We start from the raw sequence: 20551 nt of genomic DNA on the forward strand, positions 1-20551 counted from the left end.
TAATCACTGTACATTTATTAATTAAACGGTGGAACCTCCACGCTCTTCCCCACCCAAGGTACTACCTCGAAGCTTATCTCCACATTGGCCGACGTGCTGAGCGTGGCATGTATGTTGATCTGCGTGTTGCGGGCTATGGAGTTGAGGGCACCATAGTCGTTTACAAAAGATTGGGGTTTATATTCCTTACCTGTTTTTGTTTTAAACCCGATGTTGTAGGGCGAAATCTGCGTACCCTCTGTCCATGCAAATGACGGATAAATATAAAGTGCCAGTTGCACAGTTTCGCCACCATTGATGGGGATACTTATACTTGAGTAGCTGTAAGTTTCGTAGCTCGTGTCAGTAGGTACATCAAGCTTTTGTGTGCCGAATAGGTAAAGACGGTCACCGAAAAATTTGCCAAACGTCATTTCGCTAATTTCGATTGGCGTGGTCAGGGCATTGCTCATTAGGATATTCAGCTTTGCCACCGCACGCACCAGTTCTATTTCGATTGTCTGCGCTGTATCCGTAGGTGGAGCGATAGTCAGCTCGCCCATCCACTCCATGGGTAGACCTGTTGACGGAAATTCCTTTTCTGATCCACGCTTGGGGAAGTAGGTGCGCGATTCATCTTTTATCAAGACCTTACGTGTACCGTCTACATTTGTGATATCCTCTTGCAGCTTGGCCAGGTCGCTGTAGTCCTTGCCCAAGCTCGCTTCGTTGGCGATGACATACATCTGTACCGGTCCTACGGGCACGTTGTCTATCGTGATGCTGCCGCCCGTAAGGTCATCAGCGGTAAATGTTTGGTTGATGCTGGTTGCCCCCTGCGACAGGATGATGACGCGCAAGTGGTTGATTTTTGATTCCTGGTCTTTGGTGGGCGGTGTGGTGCGTGTGCCCGCTTCGAGCATAGGGATGTTCAGCCGGATGGTGGCCGTACGTCCGTCAGCTATCGGCTCGTTGGCCTCGTTGGTACAGCCGATGAAGGTTGCCGATAGCAGGCAGGCGGCCAGCAGGGCCATGATGTACTGATAAGATAAGTGTCTCATATGGTTGTTTCTTTTCCTTGTTTTCTTATGTTATTGCCACGACACGGAGGTGTCTTCTTCTTTCCAGTCTGCTACCGTTACGGTAATCGTTAGTTTGCCGGCAACAATGGAAACCTTGTAGTGGTATTGTTGACCTGCCGCCCAACCTTCGGCAATGGCGAGTGATGCCTCGTTGGTGCGGGTAGCGGATGTATCGCTTCCGTAGTGGTAAGTTATTTTCAGCTTGGCATCAGTCAAATCGGTTGCAGGAAGCAGGAGCATGTCGAGCGCTGTGGTTCCTGAAAGCGGAGTGATATTCTCTTCTGCCTTTTCGGTAACAGTCCATTTAGGCGTGCTGCCGGAGTTGAATTTGCCTTTGTAGCTTACGCCGTAGACTTTCAGGTTGTCTACGGTTGCGCCGTTGCTTTCGACGCTTACTTTCACCTGCGCCAACTCATGCCCGAACTTCAGCCCCACCATCGGTGCTTCGCTTCCTTCCAATCCCGTCGCCCTCGCCGTCATCAAGTCCACCGCCTCATTGCCCGTCTTCGAGCAGTCGAAGTCTTCTATCGTGATGGTGCCGTCACTGTCACAGCTGCCGACACCTGCCGGATGCACCGCGTAGAAGTTATACGTCTTCCCCGGAATCCAGTATCGTGTGCCGCCATCGTATGTCCAGCCGGGGGAGTGGACAGTTACTTGGTTGAACACGTTGTTGCCGTCATATCCGCCCCATACGCTGAAGTTGCCCATGTCGGCAGACGAATTTACTGCCGCGCGCGTATCGGCCTGTGGCGTGCCGAAGTTGATGGCAAGGGTGGAAGGGGAGGGATCGTCGCCGCTGCCGATGGGCGAGGTGCAGCCTGGCATCAGCAGGACGGTCAGGCAGAGTAATGAGGTGAGGATATATGTTTGTTTCATTGTCTTTGGTTACGGAGTTTGTACGATTTTTTATTTCATAGTCGTTGGAATGGTCATTTCAACGTCGTTGGAACGGGCGCTCGATGGGGTTTCGAACGGTCGTTCGAAAGGGTGTCGACCGATCGCTCGAAGAGCTTTCGAGCGTTCGCTCCAACGGGTGTGAAGGGGTGCGGGGTCAGCCCAGCGGGTCTTCGCCGTCGTCACCGCCGCCTCCTTGTCCGCCTTGGCTGCCGCCTCCACCTTCGGGCACTTCGCCGATGGTGATGGGGCGGGGCAGGGTGAAGGTGCGTGGCTCCTTCGTCTGGTAGCTACCTGCGTATTGGGTGGTGACGCTCACTGTCCATTCGCCTTCGGTGACGCCGGCGGGCAGCACGAACTGGAGCTTCTTGGGCGTGTTGGGCGAGATTTTGGCGGCGGGGATGAAGAACTTGGTCGATGGCTCCGTCACGGAGGTCAGGGTGACGCCCACCGAGGGGTCGGTACCTATTACTTTCAGCCCGTTTCCGGTGATGACGGCCATGCCTCCGGCTTCCATGGGCAGGGGCACGCGGGTGACGGCGCCGCCCGCTGCGGACTGTTCGTTGAAGAAGGCGCTGGTCATGCCGGCGATGTAGGGACCTGTGGCAGCGGGCTGCAGGAACAGTTGCAGCTTGGCTTGGCCGATGGCTTCGGTCATGGCACTACCCTGACGGAAGGAGGCGTAGACGCGGATTTTTTCGCGGTCGACGGGTTGCGACAGTTCGTGCTCCATCACTACGCCGCTGGCCATGGGCTGTGCGTAGCATAAGGGGGTGGAGACGCAGAAACCGCTGGCTACGGCCTGTGCCATCACTTCCATGCCCACTTGCAGGGCGGCGCGTATCTTGACGGTTTCTTCGCCCAGGCGTTCGGCGGTGACGCGGGCTATGTCGTCCAGTGTCAGGGGTGTGCTTTGTGTGTCCACGCGGACGGTGTAGTCGTCGGCCACGTCGGGCGTCAGCGTGTTGGGATAGGCCTTCAGGTTGAGGTCGAGGGTAAACGGGTTTTGTGCCATGGTTCGGTTCTCCTTTCTTTTAATAAGTTTCTAATGCTGTTTGCTTGGGGCTCGGTGCCCCTTAGTGCCCGGTCGGGCGGTCAGGCACGGCCGGGCTATGGAATTGATTAGGGTTGATTATTGCTTTGATGGAGTGACATCTTGGTTACCATCATCTTCCCAGCCTTCAACTGCATCTACATTGAACTTGATAACTTTCTGATTCAAAGTAGGATCAATAGTGCTACCGTTGATTTCAACAGTATAGTTGTACATATAACCGGGAGCCCATGCAGTAGTAGCTGATGATCCTGTTCCGGTGTAACTTAGCGATCCTTTAAATGTACCTTTTGCTATTTCTCCTGCAGCATCAGAGAATGCAGCATCAAAAGTAACTTCCAGTGCGGCGTTACTTTGTGGAATAACAAACAATTCAACGCTGTGTGTACTACCGTCTGGATTTACGGCCTGTGCAATATCAGACAATGTTCCAAAATCATAATCGCCAGTAGAAGTGCTCTCTGTCCAGTCAATTGTATTTCCGCCAACATTATATGTATATTTACCCGTAGCTGTCTTGATGGCGTTGACTTTTATATTAGAGATAGCCATCGTATAATCATAAGAATCTGTATTAGTGAAAGTAAATTTCACTCGCGACAACATGTGATAAAACGAAAGGTTTACATCTTCATTTTTAGTAGCATCGGCGTTACTTGTTATTTCAGTAGGAATGGCTGCTATCAAATCGTTGCTACCAACTGTATAACCTGTAAGTGTCAGCGCTTGTGCTGCCGGAGTGAAAGAGGCATTCGCAAATTTGTTTCCACCATCGGAATAAGCTGCAAATCGATATGCTTGGCTGGTTTGCCAATAAGCAGTTAATTCTGGGGTCCATTCACTATTATCACCTACATTTCCACCATTAACAGCTACATTGGTGTACACAGGTGTCCATGTACCTGTTCCATAGTTTCCAAAGACAAAGAATTTATTCAGGTTATCTTTGTTCAATTCTGTCACAGCTTTCGTTGTATTGCCTACAAACGAGCTGAACCCGATGGCGCGGTTCTCGGCCACCTCCATTACTTCGTTGTTCGTACAGCTTGTCAGGGCTGCTACAGCCACTCCAAGCAGAAATAGACTTTTCTTCATACTTTAAAGAATTTAGTTAAACAATTATTTTATAACACAATCATTTCGCAATGTCTCCCTATTCTTCACCTTCCTCCTCTTCGCACACTTCTCCCCTCTCCTTGGGAGAGGGGTCGGGGGTGAGGCCTTACCCTATCGGCAGCGGTATGTCTATCTGGTCGCCCCATCCGTCTACGTCTACGTCGAAGCCTCCGGAACCTTCGGTGCCGTCTTCATCGGACACCACGATGCCGTCCACGCTGATTACTCCGCCGCGCGGCTGTCCGTTCACCTGGTCGGTGACGTCGAACTCGTAGCTCAGTATTTTGCCGTTTTGCAGGCGTACTTCCAGATTGAGCAGGTAGTGGGCCGAGGAGCCGTCGGCGCGGGTATAGTGGTCGCCCGGGTAGTTGGGCACGCCGAAGCTTTGCATCTGTGTTTCTACGCCCCAGTCGGTCAGCACGCAGTCGAAGAGGACGGTCGCTGCCTGGTCGCCCGTGTGTCCGTCGCTCAGGTAGACGCTTTCGGCCATACCGGCCAGTGCGCCGCGTGCCAGTGCTACATACTGCAATCCTTTGTCGAACTTATACCTTATATAATATGTATAGGTCAGCGGGTGCATCACTACGGGGTAGGGCACGGGTTGCAGGGTGCGCTGGGCGGTGTATTCTTCGTCGTAGCATCCGTACAATTGGTCGGGCTGGTTCACGGTTCGTTCGCCGGCATGCAGTTCTCCGAGGCTGCTTCGCGTCACACCCCGTGTAGTGGCTGTTGCGGTGGCTGCCGTGCTCAGGCGGTCGAAGACGATGTATTCGGTATCGTTGTTGTAGAGCAGCACGTCGTGCGTTCCTTCGGGCATGGGCAGCCGTCCGCCTGCCTGTGGCAGGTTGCTTTCGCTGAAGCTGCCATTGGCGTGGTAGATTACGGCACGGATACCTTTGGCTGCTTCGGGTCGCAGGTCGTCGTATGCGTGTCCCCATTCTTCGTCCCACAGTTCTTGCCAGTCGAAGTCGTAAGTGCGTTCCCATTCCAGCTCCCAGTCGGCGGCAACGTCGATTTTCACACTGAGTGAGTGTTCGTCGTGGTTGAAGCAAAGGTCTTTGCGGCATCCGCTCAAGGAGGACACCACCAGCGCGGACAGCAACAGGTGGCAGAACAAATTCTTCATTTGCTTCGCACAAAACCGCTTTGAACTCTTTTTGTAGAGGAATAGTCTTCGTTCTTCATTTCTCATTATAATAGTCTTCATTTTCTTCCTCCTTTCTCCGCGCTGCGGCCAATGTTCCACACGAATGCAAATTTCAGTTTCAGCGGGCCGACGTAGTTGGTTCGGCTGGTCTGCTGGTAGACGTAGTGTCCGTCGATAGGGAGGTATTCGTCGTACTTGGTGGTGAGGAAGCCTACACCGATGCCGGCTTCGAAGGCAAAGTGCTTGCCTACGGGGAACTGGTAGCCGTAGCTGATGCCCACCATGCCGCCTTCGCCCTGGTAGCCTTTGTTTTTATTCTCCAAGTCGTACCAGCCTCCTCCTCCGAATAGTCCCAGGTAGTGTCCGCGACGCTCGCCTTGCGGACGGAACCAGTAGCGCACTTCGGGCACGATGGTGGCCAGCTGGTAGTAGCGGTGCTTGCCGTTGTTGTGCCACCAGGCCATGTTGCCTTCGACGGCGGCCGACCATCGCTGGTTGAAGCGGTATTCCACTTCGAGCGAGGGCATCAACACGGCATCGTACAGCAGATTCGACTTGACGTACCACGAGGTTGGTGTGAATTCGCGTTTCGTGGGCTGGGTAGGTATAATGGTGCTAGGTTCAGGTTGTTCGGTTGGTTCGTCCACGATGTCGGTATCGGCTGTTTCCGCAACAGGGATGACGGCAACACTGTCTTCGGGTGCAGGCTCCGCAGGAGGAGCCGCTTGCGGTTCGGGGTGAGCCAGATAGCCCGTTTTGTATTCCAGCCCAATCAACGCCACGACATCGTTGATGCCTTGGTAGCTTTGGCTGAAGTTGCTTGTATGGTAGTATTCCTCTTTCATGCCGTGGTGGGTGATGAACCACGATTTCACCTGATTGCTCCGTTCCTTGGCGCATGCCAGGTTTTGTGCTCGGGTGGGATAATAGCCACAAAATCCGTGAATCACGATGCGGGCATCGCCGCGGACGATGACGTCGCGATGCTGGTCGATGAGGCAGGCGGCTTTCTCGATGGCGATGTCGTTTTCCCCATGTGGTGAATAGAAGGTAGGCTGACCCGGCAGAAAGCGGAATAGGATGATAGAATCGGCCGACTGCTCAACTGCTGAACGTGGCGTTTCTGCCTGTTTTTTCTGTCCCATGATGTTGAACGGTAGGAACAGGCATATTAAAGCAAAATACCATACTTTATGCATAGAAATATATTTTCATTGAAGCTTTTTTCCTTTCCGTTACTTTGTAGTTAACGGAAATTATACCTGTATAGCTTCAATGTTGTACCTTATTATATATCCTACTTTTACTAAAAAGAAGCGGGAGTATGTTTTACATTTCTAATTTAGCGTATTGGAATTCCTTTTTTTGATGTACTAAGAGATTAATCGACTGAAACCCAGCAATGAATATGCATCGTTCATTAAACTCCCTTATTCATGTACAGACATGTAGATCCGGCAGTTTTCCATCATATACAGCCAAAATAAATATGTATTCTAAAGCCAATTATATCAATAGGAAATCTGTAAAGAGCAATCTTAAAAGCATGAAGTCTCTCTTTTTGAGCATAGAAGAGATTGCTAGAAAATATGTTAACTGATGATACTTTTTTTATTTACAATGTTAAATGCTTGAATGAATTTGGTAAATAAGTAAAAAAATACGTCCTTTGCATCCAAATGAATAATTTCCGTTAACTACAAAGTAACGGAAACTTTTCTTTTTGTTCTATCATTTAATTCTACTAAGCTTCGTGATTCGTTCGTTGTTTGTATACTTCGTCGGTGTAGCTTTTCTTTTACCCTGCTTGGTTATGGGGTGGCTGTGGGAAAGCAGAATCGTCTAACAGTTGGGTAAGGATGCGGTGGTTCATTTCGTGTATTTGTTCATCGGTGTGTCGTTTGAAGTAGGTTTCGGTGACTTTGACCGATGAGTGTCCCATGGCATTGCAGATAAGTTCCGGCTGGAAGTTATGATAGTTGGCTAGCGTGGCCCAGCTATGGCGGGCTGTGTAGCTGCTTAGTTTTACGTCTTTGCTTTGCAGATTGTCGGCCAGTTGCTTCAGCCGGTAGTTGAAGCATCTCAAGGCATTGCAGTATTGTTTGTAGCCTTCGGCTCCCGTTGTACTGATAATGGGGAACAGGTAAGGCGAGGTAGGATTATTGTTTTTGAGGTGTTCGATAAGCTGCATTGCTTGGGGCTCTATGTGTACACTGAGCCAGGCGCCCGTCTTCCTGCGGCGATAGGTCAACATGTTGCCGTTCAGGTCGCGGCGGCGCATGTAGGCGATGTCGACAAAAGGAATCCCTCTCAGCATGAAGAGTAGCATAAAGAGTTGTCGTGCGTTCTCCAGTCGTTCGGATTTGCCGGTCGGGAGCTTCAATTGCCGGAGTGTTTGTTCGCCGATAGCACGCTTTGTTGTGCCCCGTATGCCGGTGTACACACCTTTGAACAGTCGTGGGCGGAACGGAGCTAGTCCATCGTCGACAGCACGGTAGTAGACAGCGCGCAGTATGCGCATGTAAGTTGATATGGTGTTCCAGCTGAGTTGGCGTTTCAGCAGGTAATTTTGGAACGCTTGAAGCCACAGTGTGGTGATGTCGTTGAAAGAGAGTGTCGAACCGTTGATGAAATCGTTGATTCGGTTGCGAGTGCTTTGGTATACATGTTCTGTGCCCATACGTTCCGCGTCGTGAAGGTCGGTGATAATCGATGCCATGTAATCCATAAAATTTTTTTTTGACTGCATGATGTAAAGTTGAGGTTTTAATCGGCCTGTTGAGCCGGTAGGGTTATTGTATTGTTTTCATTTCTATACTCCTCCTAAAGTGGAGGTACGATATTGGCTGGTTTGCAATATTCGTAAGATTTTGTGATATCTGCAAGTTCGCATCAGCTGGAGAAGTCGGACGGTGCTGTAAAGGTTGCCTGTTTGCAGGGTATTTCTTACATTTGTCCGCAGATAATGAATAATACAGAGAATATGTCAGTCCTTTATAATGATTTTCCCACGTTTCTGAAGCGTTACTTTCCCTATAAGGTACAGAAAATTTCGCTGAATGCCGGCTTCACTTGTCCCAACCGTGACGGAACGGTAGGCTATGGCGGTTGCACTTACTGCAACAACCAGACGTTCAATCCTGAGTATTGCCGGACAGAGAAAAGTGTTACCCGGCAATTGGAAGAAGGGAAGGTGTTTTTTGCGCATAAATATCCCGAAATGAAATACCTGGCTTATTTTCAGGCATATACCAACACGTATGGCGAACTGGACTCACTGAAGCGTAAGTACGAGGAAGCCTTGTCGGTGGATGATGTAGTAGGGCTGGTGATCGGTACCCGTCCCGACTGCATGCCCGATTCTCTGTTGCATTATCTGGAAGAATTGAACCGTCAGGTGTTCCTGATTGTTGAATATGGCATCGAGTCGACGTCCGACGTCACTCTGCGTCGCATCAACCGCGGACATACGTTCGAAGTGACCCGTAATGCGGTGGAGCGTACGGCTGCCTGTGGCATTCTGACCGGAGGACACGTCATCCTCGGTTTGCCGGGCGAGACGCATGCCGACATTGTAGCCCAGGCGGCAGCCGTGTCATCTTTGCCTCTCACTACGCTGAAGATGCATCAGTTGCAGTTGATACGCGGTACCCGTATGGCAGCCGAATACGAACACGCGCCTGAAGACTTTCATCTGTTTGATGTAGACGAGTATGTGGAGCTGGTTGTCGATTATGTAGAACATTTGCGTCCCGACCTGGTACTGGAGCGTTTTGTTTCACAGTCGCCCAAGGAACTGCTGGTAGCCCCCGATTGGGGGCTGAAGAACTACGAGTTCAACCACCGCCTGCAAAAAAGAATGCGTCAGCTGGGGGCTTATCAGGGAAAGAAATATGATATATGAGAAAATTTTTGTATTTTTGTGGCATTTTGAAGGTAGAATTCATCTAATTATATAATGTTATGAATCAGAAAACATTGATTAAAGGAAAAGTTCATTACGTAGGAGTGAACGACCGCAACAAACATCTTTTCGAAGGTATGTGGCCGCTGCCTTACGGCGTTTCTTATAACTCTTATCTGATAGACGACGATATCGTGGCACTGGTCGATACGGTAGATGCCTGTTTCTTCGAGACTTATCTGCGCAAGATCCGTTGTATCATAGGCGACCGTCCTATTCAATACCTCATCATCAATCACATGGAGCCTGACCATTCCGGTTCGATCCGCCTGATCAAGCAACATTATCCCGACATTGTGATTGTGGGCAACAAGCAGACGTTCGGCATGATTGAAGGCTATTACGGCGTGACGGGCGACCGTTACGAGGTGAAAGATGAGTCATACCTCGACCTGGGACATCACAAATTGCGTTTCTATCTGACACCAATGGTGCATTGGCCCGAAACGATGATGACATTCGACGAGACTGACGGTATTCTGTTTGCCGGCGATGCTTTCGGCTGTTTCGGAACGCTGGATGGCGGTTTCCTGGACACACGCATCAATCTGGACCGCTATTGGGACGAGATGGTACGCTATTATTCCAACATTGTGGGCAAGTACGGCAATCCTGTGCAGAAAGCACTGGCCAAGCTTGGTCATCTGCCCATCACCACTATCTGTTCCACTCACGGACCGGTATGGACAGAAAACATTGCCCGTGTGGTAGGCGTTTACGACCGTCTCAGCCGTTACGAAGCTGAAGAAGGTGTTGTCATCGCTTATGGCAGCATGTACGGAAATACAGAACAGATGGCCGAAGCCATTGCAGCCGAACTGTCCGCACAGGGCATCAAGAACATTGTGATGCACAACGTCAGCAAGAGCAATCCTTCGTACATTCTGATGGATATATTCAAATACCGTGGTCTCATTGTCGGCAGTCCTACGTACAGCAACCAGATATATCCCGAAGTCGATTCGTTGCTTTCCAAAATATTGCTGCGTGAGGTGAAAGGCCGTTATTTCGGCTATTTCGGTTCGTTTACCTGGGCCGGTGCTGCCGTAAAACGTATGGCCGAATTTGCCGAGAAGAGCAAGCTGGAGATAGTAGGTGACCCTGTTGAGATGAAGCAGGCCATGAAAGACATTACTTACGAACAGTGCGAGAACCTGGCGCGTGCCATGGCCGATCGCCTGAAGAAGGACAGAAAATAATCGGTAATGGTTAATGATCAATGGTAAACGATCAATGAGAGTGGCCCTTTAATTTACTCCACCTCTTCATCCACCATCATTCATTAACCATTAGTCATTAATCATTAACCATTAATTTTTGATATCATTACTAACCTTATAAATTAATCAGACATGAGACTAATCATTCAGCCGGATTATCAATCCGTATCGAAGTGGGCTGCTCACTATGTAGCCGCTAAAATCAAAGCTGCCAATCCCACACCGGAAAAACCTTTTGTTTTGGGTTGTCCTACAGGTTCGTCACCGCTGGGCATGTACCGGGAACTGATTGACTTGAACAAGAAAGGACTAGTTTCTTTCCAGAATGTTGTTACGTTCAACATGGACGAGTATGTAGGCCTGCCGAAAGAGCATCCCGAAAGTTATTACTCTTTTATGTGGAACAATTTCTTCAGCCACATTGACATTAAACCTGAAAATACCAATATACTGAATGGCAATGCTGCCGACCTCGACGCCGAGTGTGCCCGTTACGAAGAGAAGATCAAGTCGTACGGAGGAATCGACCTCTTTATGGGCGGTATTGGTCCCGACGGACACATTGCTTTCAACGAGCCGGGTTCGTCATTGTCATCGCGTACACGCCAGAAGACACTGACTACCGATACCATCATTGCCAACTCCCGTTTCTTCGACAATGATGTGAACAAAGTGCCCAAGACGGCTCTTACTGTAGGTGTCGGCACCGTGCTCAGTGCCCGCGAAGTAATGATTATCGTTAACGGTCACAACAAGGCCCGTGCCCTGTATCATGCCGTTGAAGGTCCTGTCATGCAGATGTGGACCATCAGTGCGCTGCAAATGCACGAAAAGGGTATCATTATCTGCGACGATGCCGCTACCGACGAACTGAAAGTTGGTACATACCGTTACTTCAAGGATATCGAAGCCGATCATCTCGATCCCGAGTCACTGCTGAAGTAAAATATTTAATGAAGAATGAGGAATGAAGAATGAAGAATTTCCTGCGGGATAAAATTCTTCATTCGGAGGCGAAGCCGACATTCTTCATTCTTCATTAAAGTCGGTTCTTCATTTTTTTATCCCTCTTCCAGCCATCCCGCTCCCTGGCGGACAATCTCGGCTTCTCCCTGCGTACAATCTACTACGGTAGAACCTTCGGTTCCTCCGATACCACCGTCAATCACCAGATCGACGATATCTCCCCATTTTTCATCGATCAGTTCTGGATCGGTAGCATATTCTATGTCTTCATCCTCGTCATACGGCAGGGTAGCAGTCATGATGGGTGCATCAAGCAGACGGGCTATTTCCTGAATGATAGGATTGTTAGGCATACGGATACCCACTTCTTTCCGGTTACGGAAGATCTTGGGCAGACGTGTCGTCCCGTTCAGGATGAAAGTGAACGGCCCCGGCAGATTACGTTTCATCAGTTTGAAGGTCGCATTATCCACCTTGGCATATTCACTGATGCTGCTCAGGTCGTAACAGATGATGGAGAGGTTGTTCTTTTTCGGATCAATGTCCTTCAGGCGGCAGATGCGCTCAATGGCGCGTTCTTTCAGTCCGTGACAGCCGATGGCATACATGGTGTCGGTCGGATAGATCAGGAGTCCCCCGTCGTTCAGCAGGTCGACAACGCGCTGCAGATCGGCAGGATTGTTGTTCTTGTTATAAAGCTTCAGAAGCATAAACAGATGTTTTTTAAGTCTTTGGGCAAAGATAGTGAAAGGTGAGCGCAATACAAAAACAAGCTTGCTTATTTTGGGGATTGCCGAACCGCATCCTATCTTATCCAAAGATAGCGAAAGTCGAATGCAAAAAAATAAGCTTGCTTAATTTTTTTTGCTGAGCCACCTCCTATCTTATCAAAAGGTGATGAAAGATGAGTGCCGAGACAACCTATCGGTTAATTCTCCTTTTCTCCTTTATTGTTTCTCATCTCCTTATCCAGCTTCTTTATTTTCTTCCAGGCTTCCTTGAACTTGGGGCAGAGGGTAACCGCCTTTTCATAGTTACGCATGGCAGCTTCCTGCATACCATGTTTCAGGCATTCGTCCCCCATGGTGATGTATTCCCGGGCATATTTCACCAAGGCCTTTTCTTTCTCCAGGGCAGCAGCCTTCAGTGCACGGTTTTCCTCACGCAGCGTGTTGATGATGTTCAGCTTGCGGCGGATGAGGCGTTGCGAAGCCGGACGCTCGATGTCATAACGCGAATGGATAGCCTTGAAGAATTCGTTCAGAAAGGTTTCAAAATCTCCTTTGTCGAAAGCCTTGGCCGCAGCAGCATATTGCACATCGGCCTGTGCCTGCTTCAGGGCGCGGTCAATGGCCTGGCGGTTGTTGAAACGTTCGGCAAACTGTACGATTTCGGGACGTACAAAGATGTCGGCACGGCTGATAGGCTTCTTCAGTTGGATACCTTCGAGCGAAGTGCATCGGCTCAGTGCCACATACGTCTGTCCGCCGGCAAACACCCCACCGGTAAAGTCGATGACTACACGGCTGAACGTCAGTCCCTGGCTTTTGTGTACCGTAATGGCCCATGCCAGTCTGACGGGAAACTGGCGGAAAGTGCCCAGCTCCTCTTCTTCTATCTCTTTCTTCTCCTCGTTGTAGCGATAGCGGATGTTGCGCCACACCTCCTGCTTGACGTCGCATTCCGTACCGTTGTCCGTTACGACGTACAGCGTACCTTCCAGCGGATCAAAGCCGCTCACCACACCGATGGTTCCGTTCACCCAGCGGCGGTCGTAATCGTTTTTGATGAAGATAACCTGTGCACCGGGCTTCAGTACCAGTTCCTTCGGAGTAGGCAGACTGCTTTCAGGAAATTCGCCTGTTATCTCTCCATAGAAGGTCATAGGTTCACCGGGCAGTTCGGCCAGCTTACGGTCGTTGATGTAGTCCACGTTGTCGCGGCGTGTGGCCAGGGTAATGTACATGTCGGCTTCCGACTGGACAATCGGCGTACCGTACCGGGTGTTCAGCAGTTGCAGGTCGGTAGCTCCGGCCGTGTTGCTCCGTATGTGGTCCAGCACCCCGATAAACTTCGGATCATTTTGCCTGTATACCTTTTGCAGTTCGATGGACACCAGTTCTATCTGGCCGAATACCCGTGCCGAAAAGAAATAAGGAGTAGGGTAGAAGCGGTTCAGTATTTCCCGCTCATCCCCCTTGACGACCGGCTCCAGCTGAAAGACATCGCCCACCAGCAACACCTGTTTACCGCCGAAGGGTTCGCGCAAGTTGTGACTGTAAACCCGCAGTATCCGGTCCACCGCATCAATGATGTCGGCCCTCACCATCGAAATCTCGTCAATAATGACCAGTTCCAGCTCCTGAAGCAGTTTGCGATGAGGCTTGGTATACTTGAAAAATTCGTGAATACGGCCTTTCTGCAGACTCAGGTTCGGATCATCGGGCAACAGCGGATGAAAAGGCAGCTTGAAGAAGCTGTGCAGCGTGCTGCCTCCGGCATTGATGGCTGCTATCCCTGTAGGAGCCAACACCACATGTTTCTTGCGTACATTGTCGCAGATGTAGCGCAGGAAGGTTGATTTGCCCGTACCGGCCTTCCCCGTCAGGAAAAGCGACTGGCGGGTATACTTCACGAGGTTCAGTGCATCCTGAAACTCACGGTTGCTGGTGTCGGGAACGAAGGTCAATGCGAGATAAACGGATAATTAAAAATTAATAATGAATAACGTTGAATGAGGGTAAAATTCATCATTTACCATTTTTCATTACCCATTGTTCAATCGCTTTGGCTATTCCGTCGTTGTCCACCGTATCGGTCACGTAGTCGGCAGCAGCTTTCACGTGGTCGGCAGCATTGCCCATGGCTATACCGATGCCGGCATGGCGTAGCATGGAGATGTCATTACCACCGTCGCCGAAAGCAATGGTATCTTCCAGCCGGATGCCGAAGTGGCGGATAATCTCATCAATACCCTTCTGCTTCGTATTTCCCTTTGCCGTCACATCCACAAAGGCCGGATGCCAGCGTCCCATTTCGCAGTTAGGCGTATACGGACTGACTTCCCGTTCCTGGCTTTCCACCAGAAAAGGAGTCAACTGGTAAATCTCTTTTCCCTCTACAGCATCAGGCAGTTGGCGTGTAGGGATGGGCACTGTCACTTTCAGATGCTCGTAGAACACTTCCTGCACCCGTTCGTCGGGTTGGCAGGCACAGATGTCGTTCTCACCCACCACGATGCAGGGAATGTCCCGCTTTGCGCAGTAGTCCGTCAGTGTGCGAACGTCTGTTACAGGTATGGGACTCTTGTAGATCACTTCGTCGCCCACAAAACAGTAAGCGCCGTTCATGGTGATGTATCCGTCTATCAGTCCTCGTTCCTGCAAGGCACCTAAGTTACTGATGATGATGCGTGGCCGTCCGGTAGCAATAAAGATGCGGTGACCTTCAGCCTTGGCGGCTGCCAGTGCCTCTACGGCCGATACAGGTATTTCATGAGTTTGGAAGCTGACCAGCGTTCCGTCAATATCGAAAAACAGGGCTTTCGTCATACATTCATTCTTTTATCGGGGTGCAAAAATATAAAAAAAAGGTGAGTGGAGAGGCAAATATATTTCGTACATTTGCCACAATCTAACCAAAAAATATTCTTTTATGAACAAACATTCCTTGAAAGACTGGCTGGTGGCTGTGCGCCCCTGGTCGTTTCCTGCCTCGGCCATGCCTGTGGCGGTGACGTTGGCCTACCTCTATTGGGCGGGCTATGAGGTGAACTGGATCAATGGTGTATGGGCGTTGCTCAACATCATCGTATTTCATGCCGCAGGCAATACGTGGAGCGATTATTTCGACTACAAGCATCGGGTCGACCGGGAAGATACCCACGGTGTACGTACCCTGACCGGAGGGCTTTTCCGTCCGCAGGAGATCTACCGCCTTTCCCTTTCGCTGCTGGCAGTGGCCCTGATTGCCGGCATCGGTCTGCTTCTCCGCACAGGACTTCCTTTGCTCTATATCGGCATCGGCGGTGCGGCCTGCACCTTGCTCTATCCCACGCTGAAGTACCGCGCTCTGGGCGATGTCGTCATCTTCATAGCCTATGCCCTGCTGCCCATGCTGGGTACGGCTTACGTGGCCACCGGCGTGACAGACTGGAATACCATGTGGGCAGGTGTCCCCGTAGGACTCATTACGGTAGCCATCCTGCACGCCAATAATACGCGCGACATCGAGACCGACGTACGTGCCGATATCTCCACCCTTGCCATGACCCTGGGTGGCCGTGCCTCCATGTACCTTTACTGTGCCGAAGTGCTTTTCCCCTTCGGCTGGATAGCCGGTTGTGCTGCCGGTGGCCTGTTCCCCTGGTGGACCATGCTGGTATGGATTGCCCTGGTTCCCGCCTTGGGCAATGTCCGTATGATGTCCCGTTATCCCGTTCTGGGCATGGAAGGCATTTCCCGCCTCGACGAACTGACTGCCAAGCTCCAGCTCATGTTCAGTCTGCTTTTCACCCTGTCGTTTGTTTTAGCCCGTCTGTTCTCGTGAAAAAACTGATATTTACCCTCATACTGGCAGCCGTGCTGTGGACGGTGATGTTCTCCCCCCTCACGGCTCCTTACGTCAATTTCTGGTGGATGATGACCGCTTCTGCCCTCACACTCTCCGTTCTCTCCACATGCTTCAATCCCGGTTGGTGGCATGGAGTCAGGTGGAGCGCAAGCGAAGTATTGCTGGGCATCCTCATAGCCGTTGTCCTGTGGTGCGTGTTCTGGACAGGCGATAAAGTCTCCTCCTGGCTTTTCGACTTTGCCCGTCCGCAGGTCAACCTGATCTATGGCATGAAAGAAGGCGAGTCGCCCTGGCTGCTATCCGCCCTCATGCTTTTCCTGATAGGTCCCGCCGAAGAAATCTTCTGGCGTGCCTATGTGCAGCGTACGCTTTCCAGCCGTTGGAATCCTAATACCGGTTTCCTGATCGCCACGGCGTTCTATGCACTGGTCCATGCCGGTTCGTGCAACTTCATGCTGCTGATGGCAGCTCTGGTAGCCGGCATTGTGTGGGGCGGCCTTTACCGCCTGTTCCCCCAGCGTTTGGGAGCCATCATTGTCTCCCATGCCGTGTGGGATGTGGCCGTGTTTATCTGGTTCCCAATTTGATAGAGTTGAGGGTTCAGTGTGGAGGGTTTAGGGAATAGACACGGATAACGCAGATTTATATTTTTAGTCGTTGATAATCAGTGGAATCTGTGTTTCAAACAGGGCATTCCCGGCCTTGTATCCTTGTTGACTGAAGCCTTGTCAACTAATACGTTAATAAACTTGCGAAACTTAAAACGAATGATCAAACCTATAAATATATGACTTACAATTTCGATGAATTGATAGACCGCCGTCACACCGGTTCAGTGAAGTGGGACGGCATGAAGAATGCATTTGGACGTGACGATCTGACCGCCATGTGGGTGGCCGACATGGATTTCCGTACGCCTCCTTTTGTAATGGATGCCTTGCGTCAACGTCTCGAACACGAGGTACTGGGCTATGCAATGCCCTGCGAAGGCTGGGACACCACCATCTGCCACTGGCTACAGAAACGCCATCAGTGGGAAGTACGCCCCGACTGGCTGACCTTTGTTCCCGGCATTGTGCGCGGACAGGCTTTTGCCTTGCTCTGCTTCACCAACCCCGGCGACCGTGTCCTGGTGATGACTCCTGTCTACCACCCCTTCTTCCTCGTGACCGAACGCCTCAAGCGTGAAGCAGTCCGTTCTCCTCTCGACCTGCGCGACGGACACTACCACATCGACTTCGACCGCCTTCGTCACGACCTGCAAGGCTGCAAAGCCCTCGTCCTGTGCAATCCTCACAACCCCGGCGGACGTGTCTGGACCGTAGACGAACTGCGTCGCATAGCCGAACTCTGTCAGGAAAGCGGTACCCTTGTCATTTCCGACGAGATCCATGCCGACCTCACCCTGCCGCCTTACAAGCATCATCCCTTTGCTACGGTCAGTCCGGCAGCCGCTTCCAATTCCGTCACCTTCATGGCACCCAGCAAGACGTTCAACATGCCGGGCGTTCAAAGTTCCTTTGCCATTGTGCCCGACGACACCCTGCGCGCCCGTTTCCAGCAGTTCATGGAAGCCGGAGAATTCTGCGAAGGCCATCTTTTTGCCTATATCGGCTGTAAGGCAGCCTTCGAGCATGGCGAGGAGTGGCTCAACCAGTTGCTAGCCTACATTCAGGGCAACATTGACTTTACCGAATCCTATCTGCGCCAGCACATCCCTGCCATCGGCATGATACGTCCGCAAGCCTCCTTCCTCGTCTTCCTCGACTGCCGTCAGTTAGGCCTGGAGCAAGAAGCACTGGAACGCCTCTTTGCCGACAAGGCACGCCTGGCACTCAACACCGGCACCACCTTTGGCGAACCCGGCCGTGGCTTCATGCGTCTCAACGTAGGCTGTCCCCGTGCAGCATTGAAGCAGGCACTCGATCAGCTGGCCGAGGCGGTGGCAGGATTAAAGGTTTAAGGTTTTAGGGTTGAGGGAGGATTAAATTGAAAACTAAAAGTGAAAAATTAAAAGTTTGGAGTTTAGAGTTTCAGGCACGGATGACACGGAAAAACAAGGATTTTTAATCTGTGACAATCTGCGTTATCTGTGGTGAATAAAAGTTGAAGGTTGAGAGTTTAGGGTTGAGAGTTTAAAGTTTAGCGTTGAGAGTAATCAATTCTTCATTTTTCATTAGCTTCGCTCAAAACCTCTTTTAATATTTACGCTGAGGAATAGTCTTCATTCTTCATTCTTCATTTTTCATTCTTCATTTTCTACGTTCTTAATTCCCCCTCAACCCTCCTCCCTAAATCATTAACCTTTTCAACAACTAAACTATACAAATAACACTCACATTATGGAAGAATTCTCATTTCTCATGCCCCTGCTGCTTGCCATCGGCGGTCTTCTGGTCGGTGCCTTGCTGAAGTCGTTGCTGCGCCATTCGCGTGTTCCCTACACGGTAGCCCTGTTTGCTGTCGGTCTGCTAGTCGGCCTGGCCGACCGTAACGGTCTGTTCCACGCCATTCCCCGCCTGGAAGAAGCCCTGGTCGGTGTAGCCAACATCAACCCCGACTTTATCCTCTACATCTTTCTGCCCGTACTCATTTTCGATGCAGCCTACGAACTCAATCTTCACATCTTCAAGAAGACCCTTGCCAATGCAGCCCTGCTGGCCGTTCCCGGACTGATCATCTGCATGGTGCTTACCGCCCTGCTGCTGGTAGGCATCCGTTACGTAGTGCCCGGTTACGAGCAGTGGACGTGGGCCTTTGCCCTCATGTTCGGAGCCCTGATCAGTGCCACCGACCCCGTAGCCGTGGTAGCCCTGCTTCACGAGCTGAAGACTAGTAAACGCTTTTCCACCCTGGTCGATGCCGAATCCCTGCTCAACGACGGCACAGGTATCGTCTGCTTCATGCTCTTCTTCGGGGTCTACACCGCAGCCGGACAAAGCGAGCTGTCTCCCGTCATGCAGTTCATACAGGTTGTGGCAGGCGGTGTCCTGCTGGGCTATATGGCCGCCCGTCTGGTCATCTGGTTCATTACCCGTGTCAATTCCGAAGAACTGGTGCAGAACAGCGTCATCATTCTGGCCGCCTACCTAGTGTTCATCCTTTCGCAGTACTACCTGGGCCTCTCGGGTGTCATCGCCCTGGTAGCCTTCGGACTCACCGTGACCTACATCGGCAAGCCCCGCCTGAAACCCCGTGTCAACGAGTTTATGGAAACCTTCTGGGAACTGCTCACCTATATGGCCAACACGCTGGTGTTCATCATCGTAGGTGTAGTCATCGCCGTCAAGGTCGATTTCTCATGGTCCCATTTCGCCATCCTGCTCCTCCTTTACGTTGCGCTCAACCTGTTCCGCTTCGTCATGATCATGTTGCTTTACCCGCTGATGAAGCGTCTGGGCTATGGCCTTAACCGTCGCGAGTCCTTCATCCTTACCTGGGGCGGTCTGCGCGGAGCACTTGGCCTTACCCTTGCCCTCATGGTGTCCTACACCCCCGCCATCCCCGAGTCCATCCGCAGTCAGGTACTGTTCTTCACAGCCGGCATCGTTACGCTGACCCTCTGCGTCAACGCCACCACCACCCGCTGGTTGCTCGGCAAACTTGGCCTGACACACGTTCCTTCCGCCCGCATCCTGATGGAACGCCTGGTGCAGGAACGCATTCGCGAGAGCTCCGAGAAGTATTTCGACCGTCTGCAGGGACGCGAACCCCTGGCCGGTGCCAACTGGAAGAAAGTCGCCCGCTACATCGCTCCCCAGCCCGATACAACCCGTCTCGAAAAAGCCCGTACCCAGGACGTACTGGCCGAACTCCGCCTGCGCTTGCTCGATCGTGAAAAAGCATTCAGCCGCGAAATCTACGAAGAAGGCATCATCTCGCAAACCGCATTCCGGCGCCTGATGAACTCACTCGACGAACTCTACGACCACGACGGTTCCTATCCGCTCGACGTGCGCCACTCCATCTTCAATTTCTGTAGCCGTACGCGGGCACTCTACCGTGTGCAGAAGTTACCCTACTTCAGCCGTTGGGCAGGCTTCTATTTCCGCGAACGCATCATGGTCATCTACGACCTTGGCCGTGGCTTCATCATCCTGCAGCGCGAAGACCTGAAACTGCTCGACGAACTCGTCTCCTCCGGAGTCGTCCAGCTCGGACAGGCTGCTCTTCTGCAAACCCTCCGTCGCGAGATCGAGCACAACATCGAGAGCATGAACCGCGTCATCAGCCGTCTGTCCGCCGACTTCCCCAAGGCCTACAACCATGCCCTTACGCAGAAAGCCATCCGCATGATGCTCAGCAACGAACGCCGGGTCATCCGTCAGATGCAGACCGACGGTGTTCTGTCCGACAAGGATGCCGCCCAGTACTATGCCCGTGTCGACGAACGTAGCGACGAGGTCAACTCATTTACCCACACCATACCTGCGTCCATCCTCCGCTGGCTCTTCCACCGGCAGAAGTCCTGACAGGGTAGGGTAGTACCGATACAAAAAGTGCCCGAAACAGGCCGAAGACATGTGTCAGAACACATCTTCCGTCCGTTTCGGG

17 protein-coding genes are annotated in these 20551 nt (G+C 51.4%); 7 read left to right on the forward strand and 10 right to left on the reverse strand.

What is annotated here, in order from left to right; genetic code table 11:
* Window positions 1-17 precede the first annotated feature (17 nt).
* The 7 genes from Q3C19_RS08510 to Q3C19_RS08540 form a co-directional block, all read right to left on the reverse strand.
* Window positions 18-1040 carry a FimB/Mfa2 family fimbrial subunit gene (locus tag Q3C19_RS08510; RefSeq protein ID WP_302728596.1) on the reverse strand — a complete coding sequence of 341 codons (1023 nt, stop codon included), beginning with the start codon at window positions 1038-1040 and terminating at the stop codon, window positions 18-20.
* 30 nt (window positions 1041-1070) lie between these two features.
* Window positions 1071-1940: a fimbrillin family protein gene (locus Q3C19_RS08515; RefSeq protein ID WP_302728598.1), complete on the reverse strand. Its 870-nt coding sequence runs from the start codon at window positions 1938-1940 to the stop codon at window positions 1071-1073.
* Window positions 1941-2115: 175 nt separating this feature from the next.
* Window positions 2116-2973 (reverse strand): DUF4469 domain-containing protein, encoded by an 858-nt coding sequence (locus Q3C19_RS08520; RefSeq protein WP_302728600.1) that lies wholly within the window; start codon window positions 2971-2973, stop codon window positions 2116-2118.
* Between the two features lie 117 nt (window positions 2974-3090).
* The gene (locus tag Q3C19_RS08525) at window positions 3091-4107 is read right to left on the reverse strand and encodes a fimbrillin family protein (RefSeq protein ID WP_302728602.1); all 1017 of its coding nucleotides are present in this window, start codon (window positions 4105-4107) and stop codon (window positions 3091-3093) included.
* A 127-nt stretch (window positions 4108-4234) separates the two neighbouring features.
* Window positions 4235-5254, reverse strand: coding sequence for a DUF5119 domain-containing protein (locus tag Q3C19_RS08530; protein WP_302728604.1), 1020 nt, complete (start codon window positions 5252-5254; stop codon window positions 4235-4237).
* A gap of 77 nt (window positions 5255-5331) precedes the next feature.
* Window positions 5332-6474, reverse strand: a complete 1143-nt coding sequence (locus Q3C19_RS08535) for a DUF3575 domain-containing protein (protein ID WP_302728606.1) — start codon at window positions 6472-6474, stop codon at window positions 5332-5334.
* A gap of 599 nt (window positions 6475-7073) precedes the next feature.
* On the reverse strand, window positions 7074-8003 hold the full coding sequence (locus Q3C19_RS08540; RefSeq protein WP_302728608.1) for a site-specific integrase: 930 nt from the start codon (window positions 8001-8003) through the stop codon (window positions 7074-7076).
* Between the two features lie 255 nt (window positions 8004-8258).
* On the opposite strand from Q3C19_RS08540, the gene Q3C19_RS08545 reads away from it, so the two are divergent.
* From Q3C19_RS08545 to nagB, 3 genes are all read left to right on the forward strand, one after another.
* Window positions 8259-9179, forward strand: coding sequence for a TIGR01212 family radical SAM protein (locus Q3C19_RS08545; protein ID WP_277122187.1), 921 nt, complete (start codon window positions 8259-8261; stop codon window positions 9177-9179).
* A 59-nt stretch (window positions 9180-9238) separates the two neighbouring features.
* Window positions 9239-10438, forward strand: coding sequence for an FprA family A-type flavoprotein (locus Q3C19_RS08550; protein WP_022164217.1), 1200 nt, complete (start codon window positions 9239-9241; stop codon window positions 10436-10438).
* A 153-nt stretch (window positions 10439-10591) separates the two neighbouring features.
* The gene (gene nagB / locus Q3C19_RS08555; RefSeq protein ID WP_022164216.1) at window positions 10592-11404 is read left to right on the forward strand and encodes a glucosamine-6-phosphate deaminase; all 813 of its coding nucleotides are present in this window, start codon (window positions 10592-10594) and stop codon (window positions 11402-11404) included.
* Between the two features lie 116 nt (window positions 11405-11520).
* Here nagB and Q3C19_RS08560 read toward each other — a convergent pair whose 3' ends face one another.
* The 3 genes from Q3C19_RS08560 to Q3C19_RS08570 form a co-directional block, all read right to left on the reverse strand.
* Window positions 11521-12135, reverse strand: a complete 615-nt coding sequence (locus Q3C19_RS08560) for an L-threonylcarbamoyladenylate synthase (RefSeq protein ID WP_022164215.1) — start codon at window positions 12133-12135, stop codon at window positions 11521-11523.
* 218 nt (window positions 12136-12353) lie between these two features.
* Window positions 12354-14114 (reverse strand): ATP-dependent RecD-like DNA helicase, encoded by a 1761-nt coding sequence (locus Q3C19_RS08565; RefSeq protein WP_302728611.1) that lies wholly within the window; start codon window positions 14112-14114, stop codon window positions 12354-12356.
* 61 nt (window positions 14115-14175) lie between these two features.
* A complete protein-coding gene (locus Q3C19_RS08570) occupies window positions 14176-14976 on the reverse strand; it encodes a Cof-type HAD-IIB family hydrolase (protein ID WP_071150376.1) in 801 nt (266 codons plus the stop codon).
* A gap of 103 nt (window positions 14977-15079) precedes the next feature.
* On the opposite strand from Q3C19_RS08570, the gene Q3C19_RS08575 reads away from it, so the two are divergent.
* The 4 genes from Q3C19_RS08575 to Q3C19_RS08590 all read left to right on the forward strand — a co-directional run bounded on the left by Q3C19_RS08575 (window position 15080) and on the right by Q3C19_RS08590 (window position 20469).
* Complete coding sequence (locus Q3C19_RS08575; RefSeq protein WP_022164211.1) at window positions 15080-15973, forward strand: prenyltransferase; 894 nt, start codon at window positions 15080-15082, stop codon at window positions 15971-15973.
* Window positions 15970-16584, forward strand: coding sequence for a CPBP family intramembrane glutamic endopeptidase (locus tag Q3C19_RS08580; protein WP_302728614.1), 615 nt, complete (start codon window positions 15970-15972; stop codon window positions 16582-16584). The genes Q3C19_RS08575 and Q3C19_RS08580 overlap by 4 nt, the downstream gene beginning before the upstream one ends.
* Before the next feature lie 200 nt (window positions 16585-16784).
* A complete protein-coding gene (locus tag Q3C19_RS08585; RefSeq protein ID WP_277122164.1) occupies window positions 16785-17960 on the forward strand; it encodes a MalY/PatB family protein in 1176 nt (391 codons plus the stop codon).
* A 379-nt stretch (window positions 17961-18339) separates the two neighbouring features.
* A complete protein-coding gene (locus Q3C19_RS08590; RefSeq protein ID WP_302728617.1) occupies window positions 18340-20469 on the forward strand; it encodes a sodium:proton antiporter in 2130 nt (709 codons plus the stop codon).
* Window positions 20470-20551 lie beyond the last annotated feature (82 nt).

It is taken from the genome of Bacteroides sp. ET489 (assembly GCF_030518095.1).
In the GTDB taxonomy this organism is placed as follows: Bacteria; Bacteroidota; Bacteroidia; order Bacteroidales; family Bacteroidaceae; genus Bacteroides; species Bacteroides ndongoniae.

Bases quoted from the DNA above. Each gene is read 5' to 3' on its own strand.
- Q3C19_RS08510 (WP_302728596.1), bottom strand. From the start codon at position 1,040: ATGAGACACTTATCTTATCAGTACATCATGGCCCTGCTGGCCGCCTGC.
- Q3C19_RS08515 (WP_302728598.1), bottom strand. From the start codon at position 1,940: ATGAAACAAACATATATCCTCACCTCATTACTCTGCCTGACCGTCCTG.
- Q3C19_RS08520 (WP_302728600.1), bottom strand. From the start codon at position 2,973: ATGGCACAAAACCCGTTTACCCTCGACCTCAACCTGAAGGCCTATCCC.
- Q3C19_RS08525 (WP_302728602.1), bottom strand. From the start codon at position 4,107: ATGAAGAAAAGTCTATTTCTGCTTGGAGTGGCTGTAGCAGCCCTGACA.
- Q3C19_RS08530 (WP_302728604.1), bottom strand. From the start codon at position 5,254: ATGAAGAATTTGTTCTGCCACCTGTTGCTGTCCGCGCTGGTGGTGTCC.
- Q3C19_RS08535 (WP_302728606.1), bottom strand. From the start codon at position 6,474: ATGCATAAAGTATGGTATTTTGCTTTAATATGCCTGTTCCTACCGTTC.
- Q3C19_RS08540 (WP_302728608.1), bottom strand. From the start codon at position 8,003: ATGGATTACATGGCATCGATTATCACCGACCTTCACGACGCGGAACGT.
- Q3C19_RS08545 (WP_277122187.1), top strand. From the start codon at position 8,259: ATGTCAGTCCTTTATAATGATTTTCCCACGTTTCTGAAGCGTTACTTT.
- Q3C19_RS08550 (WP_022164217.1), top strand. From the start codon at position 9,239: ATGAATCAGAAAACATTGATTAAAGGAAAAGTTCATTACGTAGGAGTG.
- nagB (WP_022164216.1), top strand. From the start codon at position 10,592: ATGAGACTAATCATTCAGCCGGATTATCAATCCGTATCGAAGTGGGCT.
- Q3C19_RS08560 (WP_022164215.1), bottom strand. From the start codon at position 12,135: ATGCTTCTGAAGCTTTATAACAAGAACAACAATCCTGCCGATCTGCAG.
- Q3C19_RS08570 (WP_071150376.1), bottom strand. From the start codon at position 14,976: ATGACGAAAGCCCTGTTTTTCGATATTGACGGAACGCTGGTCAGCTTC.
- Q3C19_RS08575 (WP_022164211.1), top strand. From the start codon at position 15,080: ATGAACAAACATTCCTTGAAAGACTGGCTGGTGGCTGTGCGCCCCTGG.
- Q3C19_RS08585 (WP_277122164.1), top strand. From the start codon at position 16,785: ATGACTTACAATTTCGATGAATTGATAGACCGCCGTCACACCGGTTCA.
- Q3C19_RS08590 (WP_302728617.1), top strand. From the start codon at position 18,340: ATGGAAGAATTCTCATTTCTCATGCCCCTGCTGCTTGCCATCGGCGGT.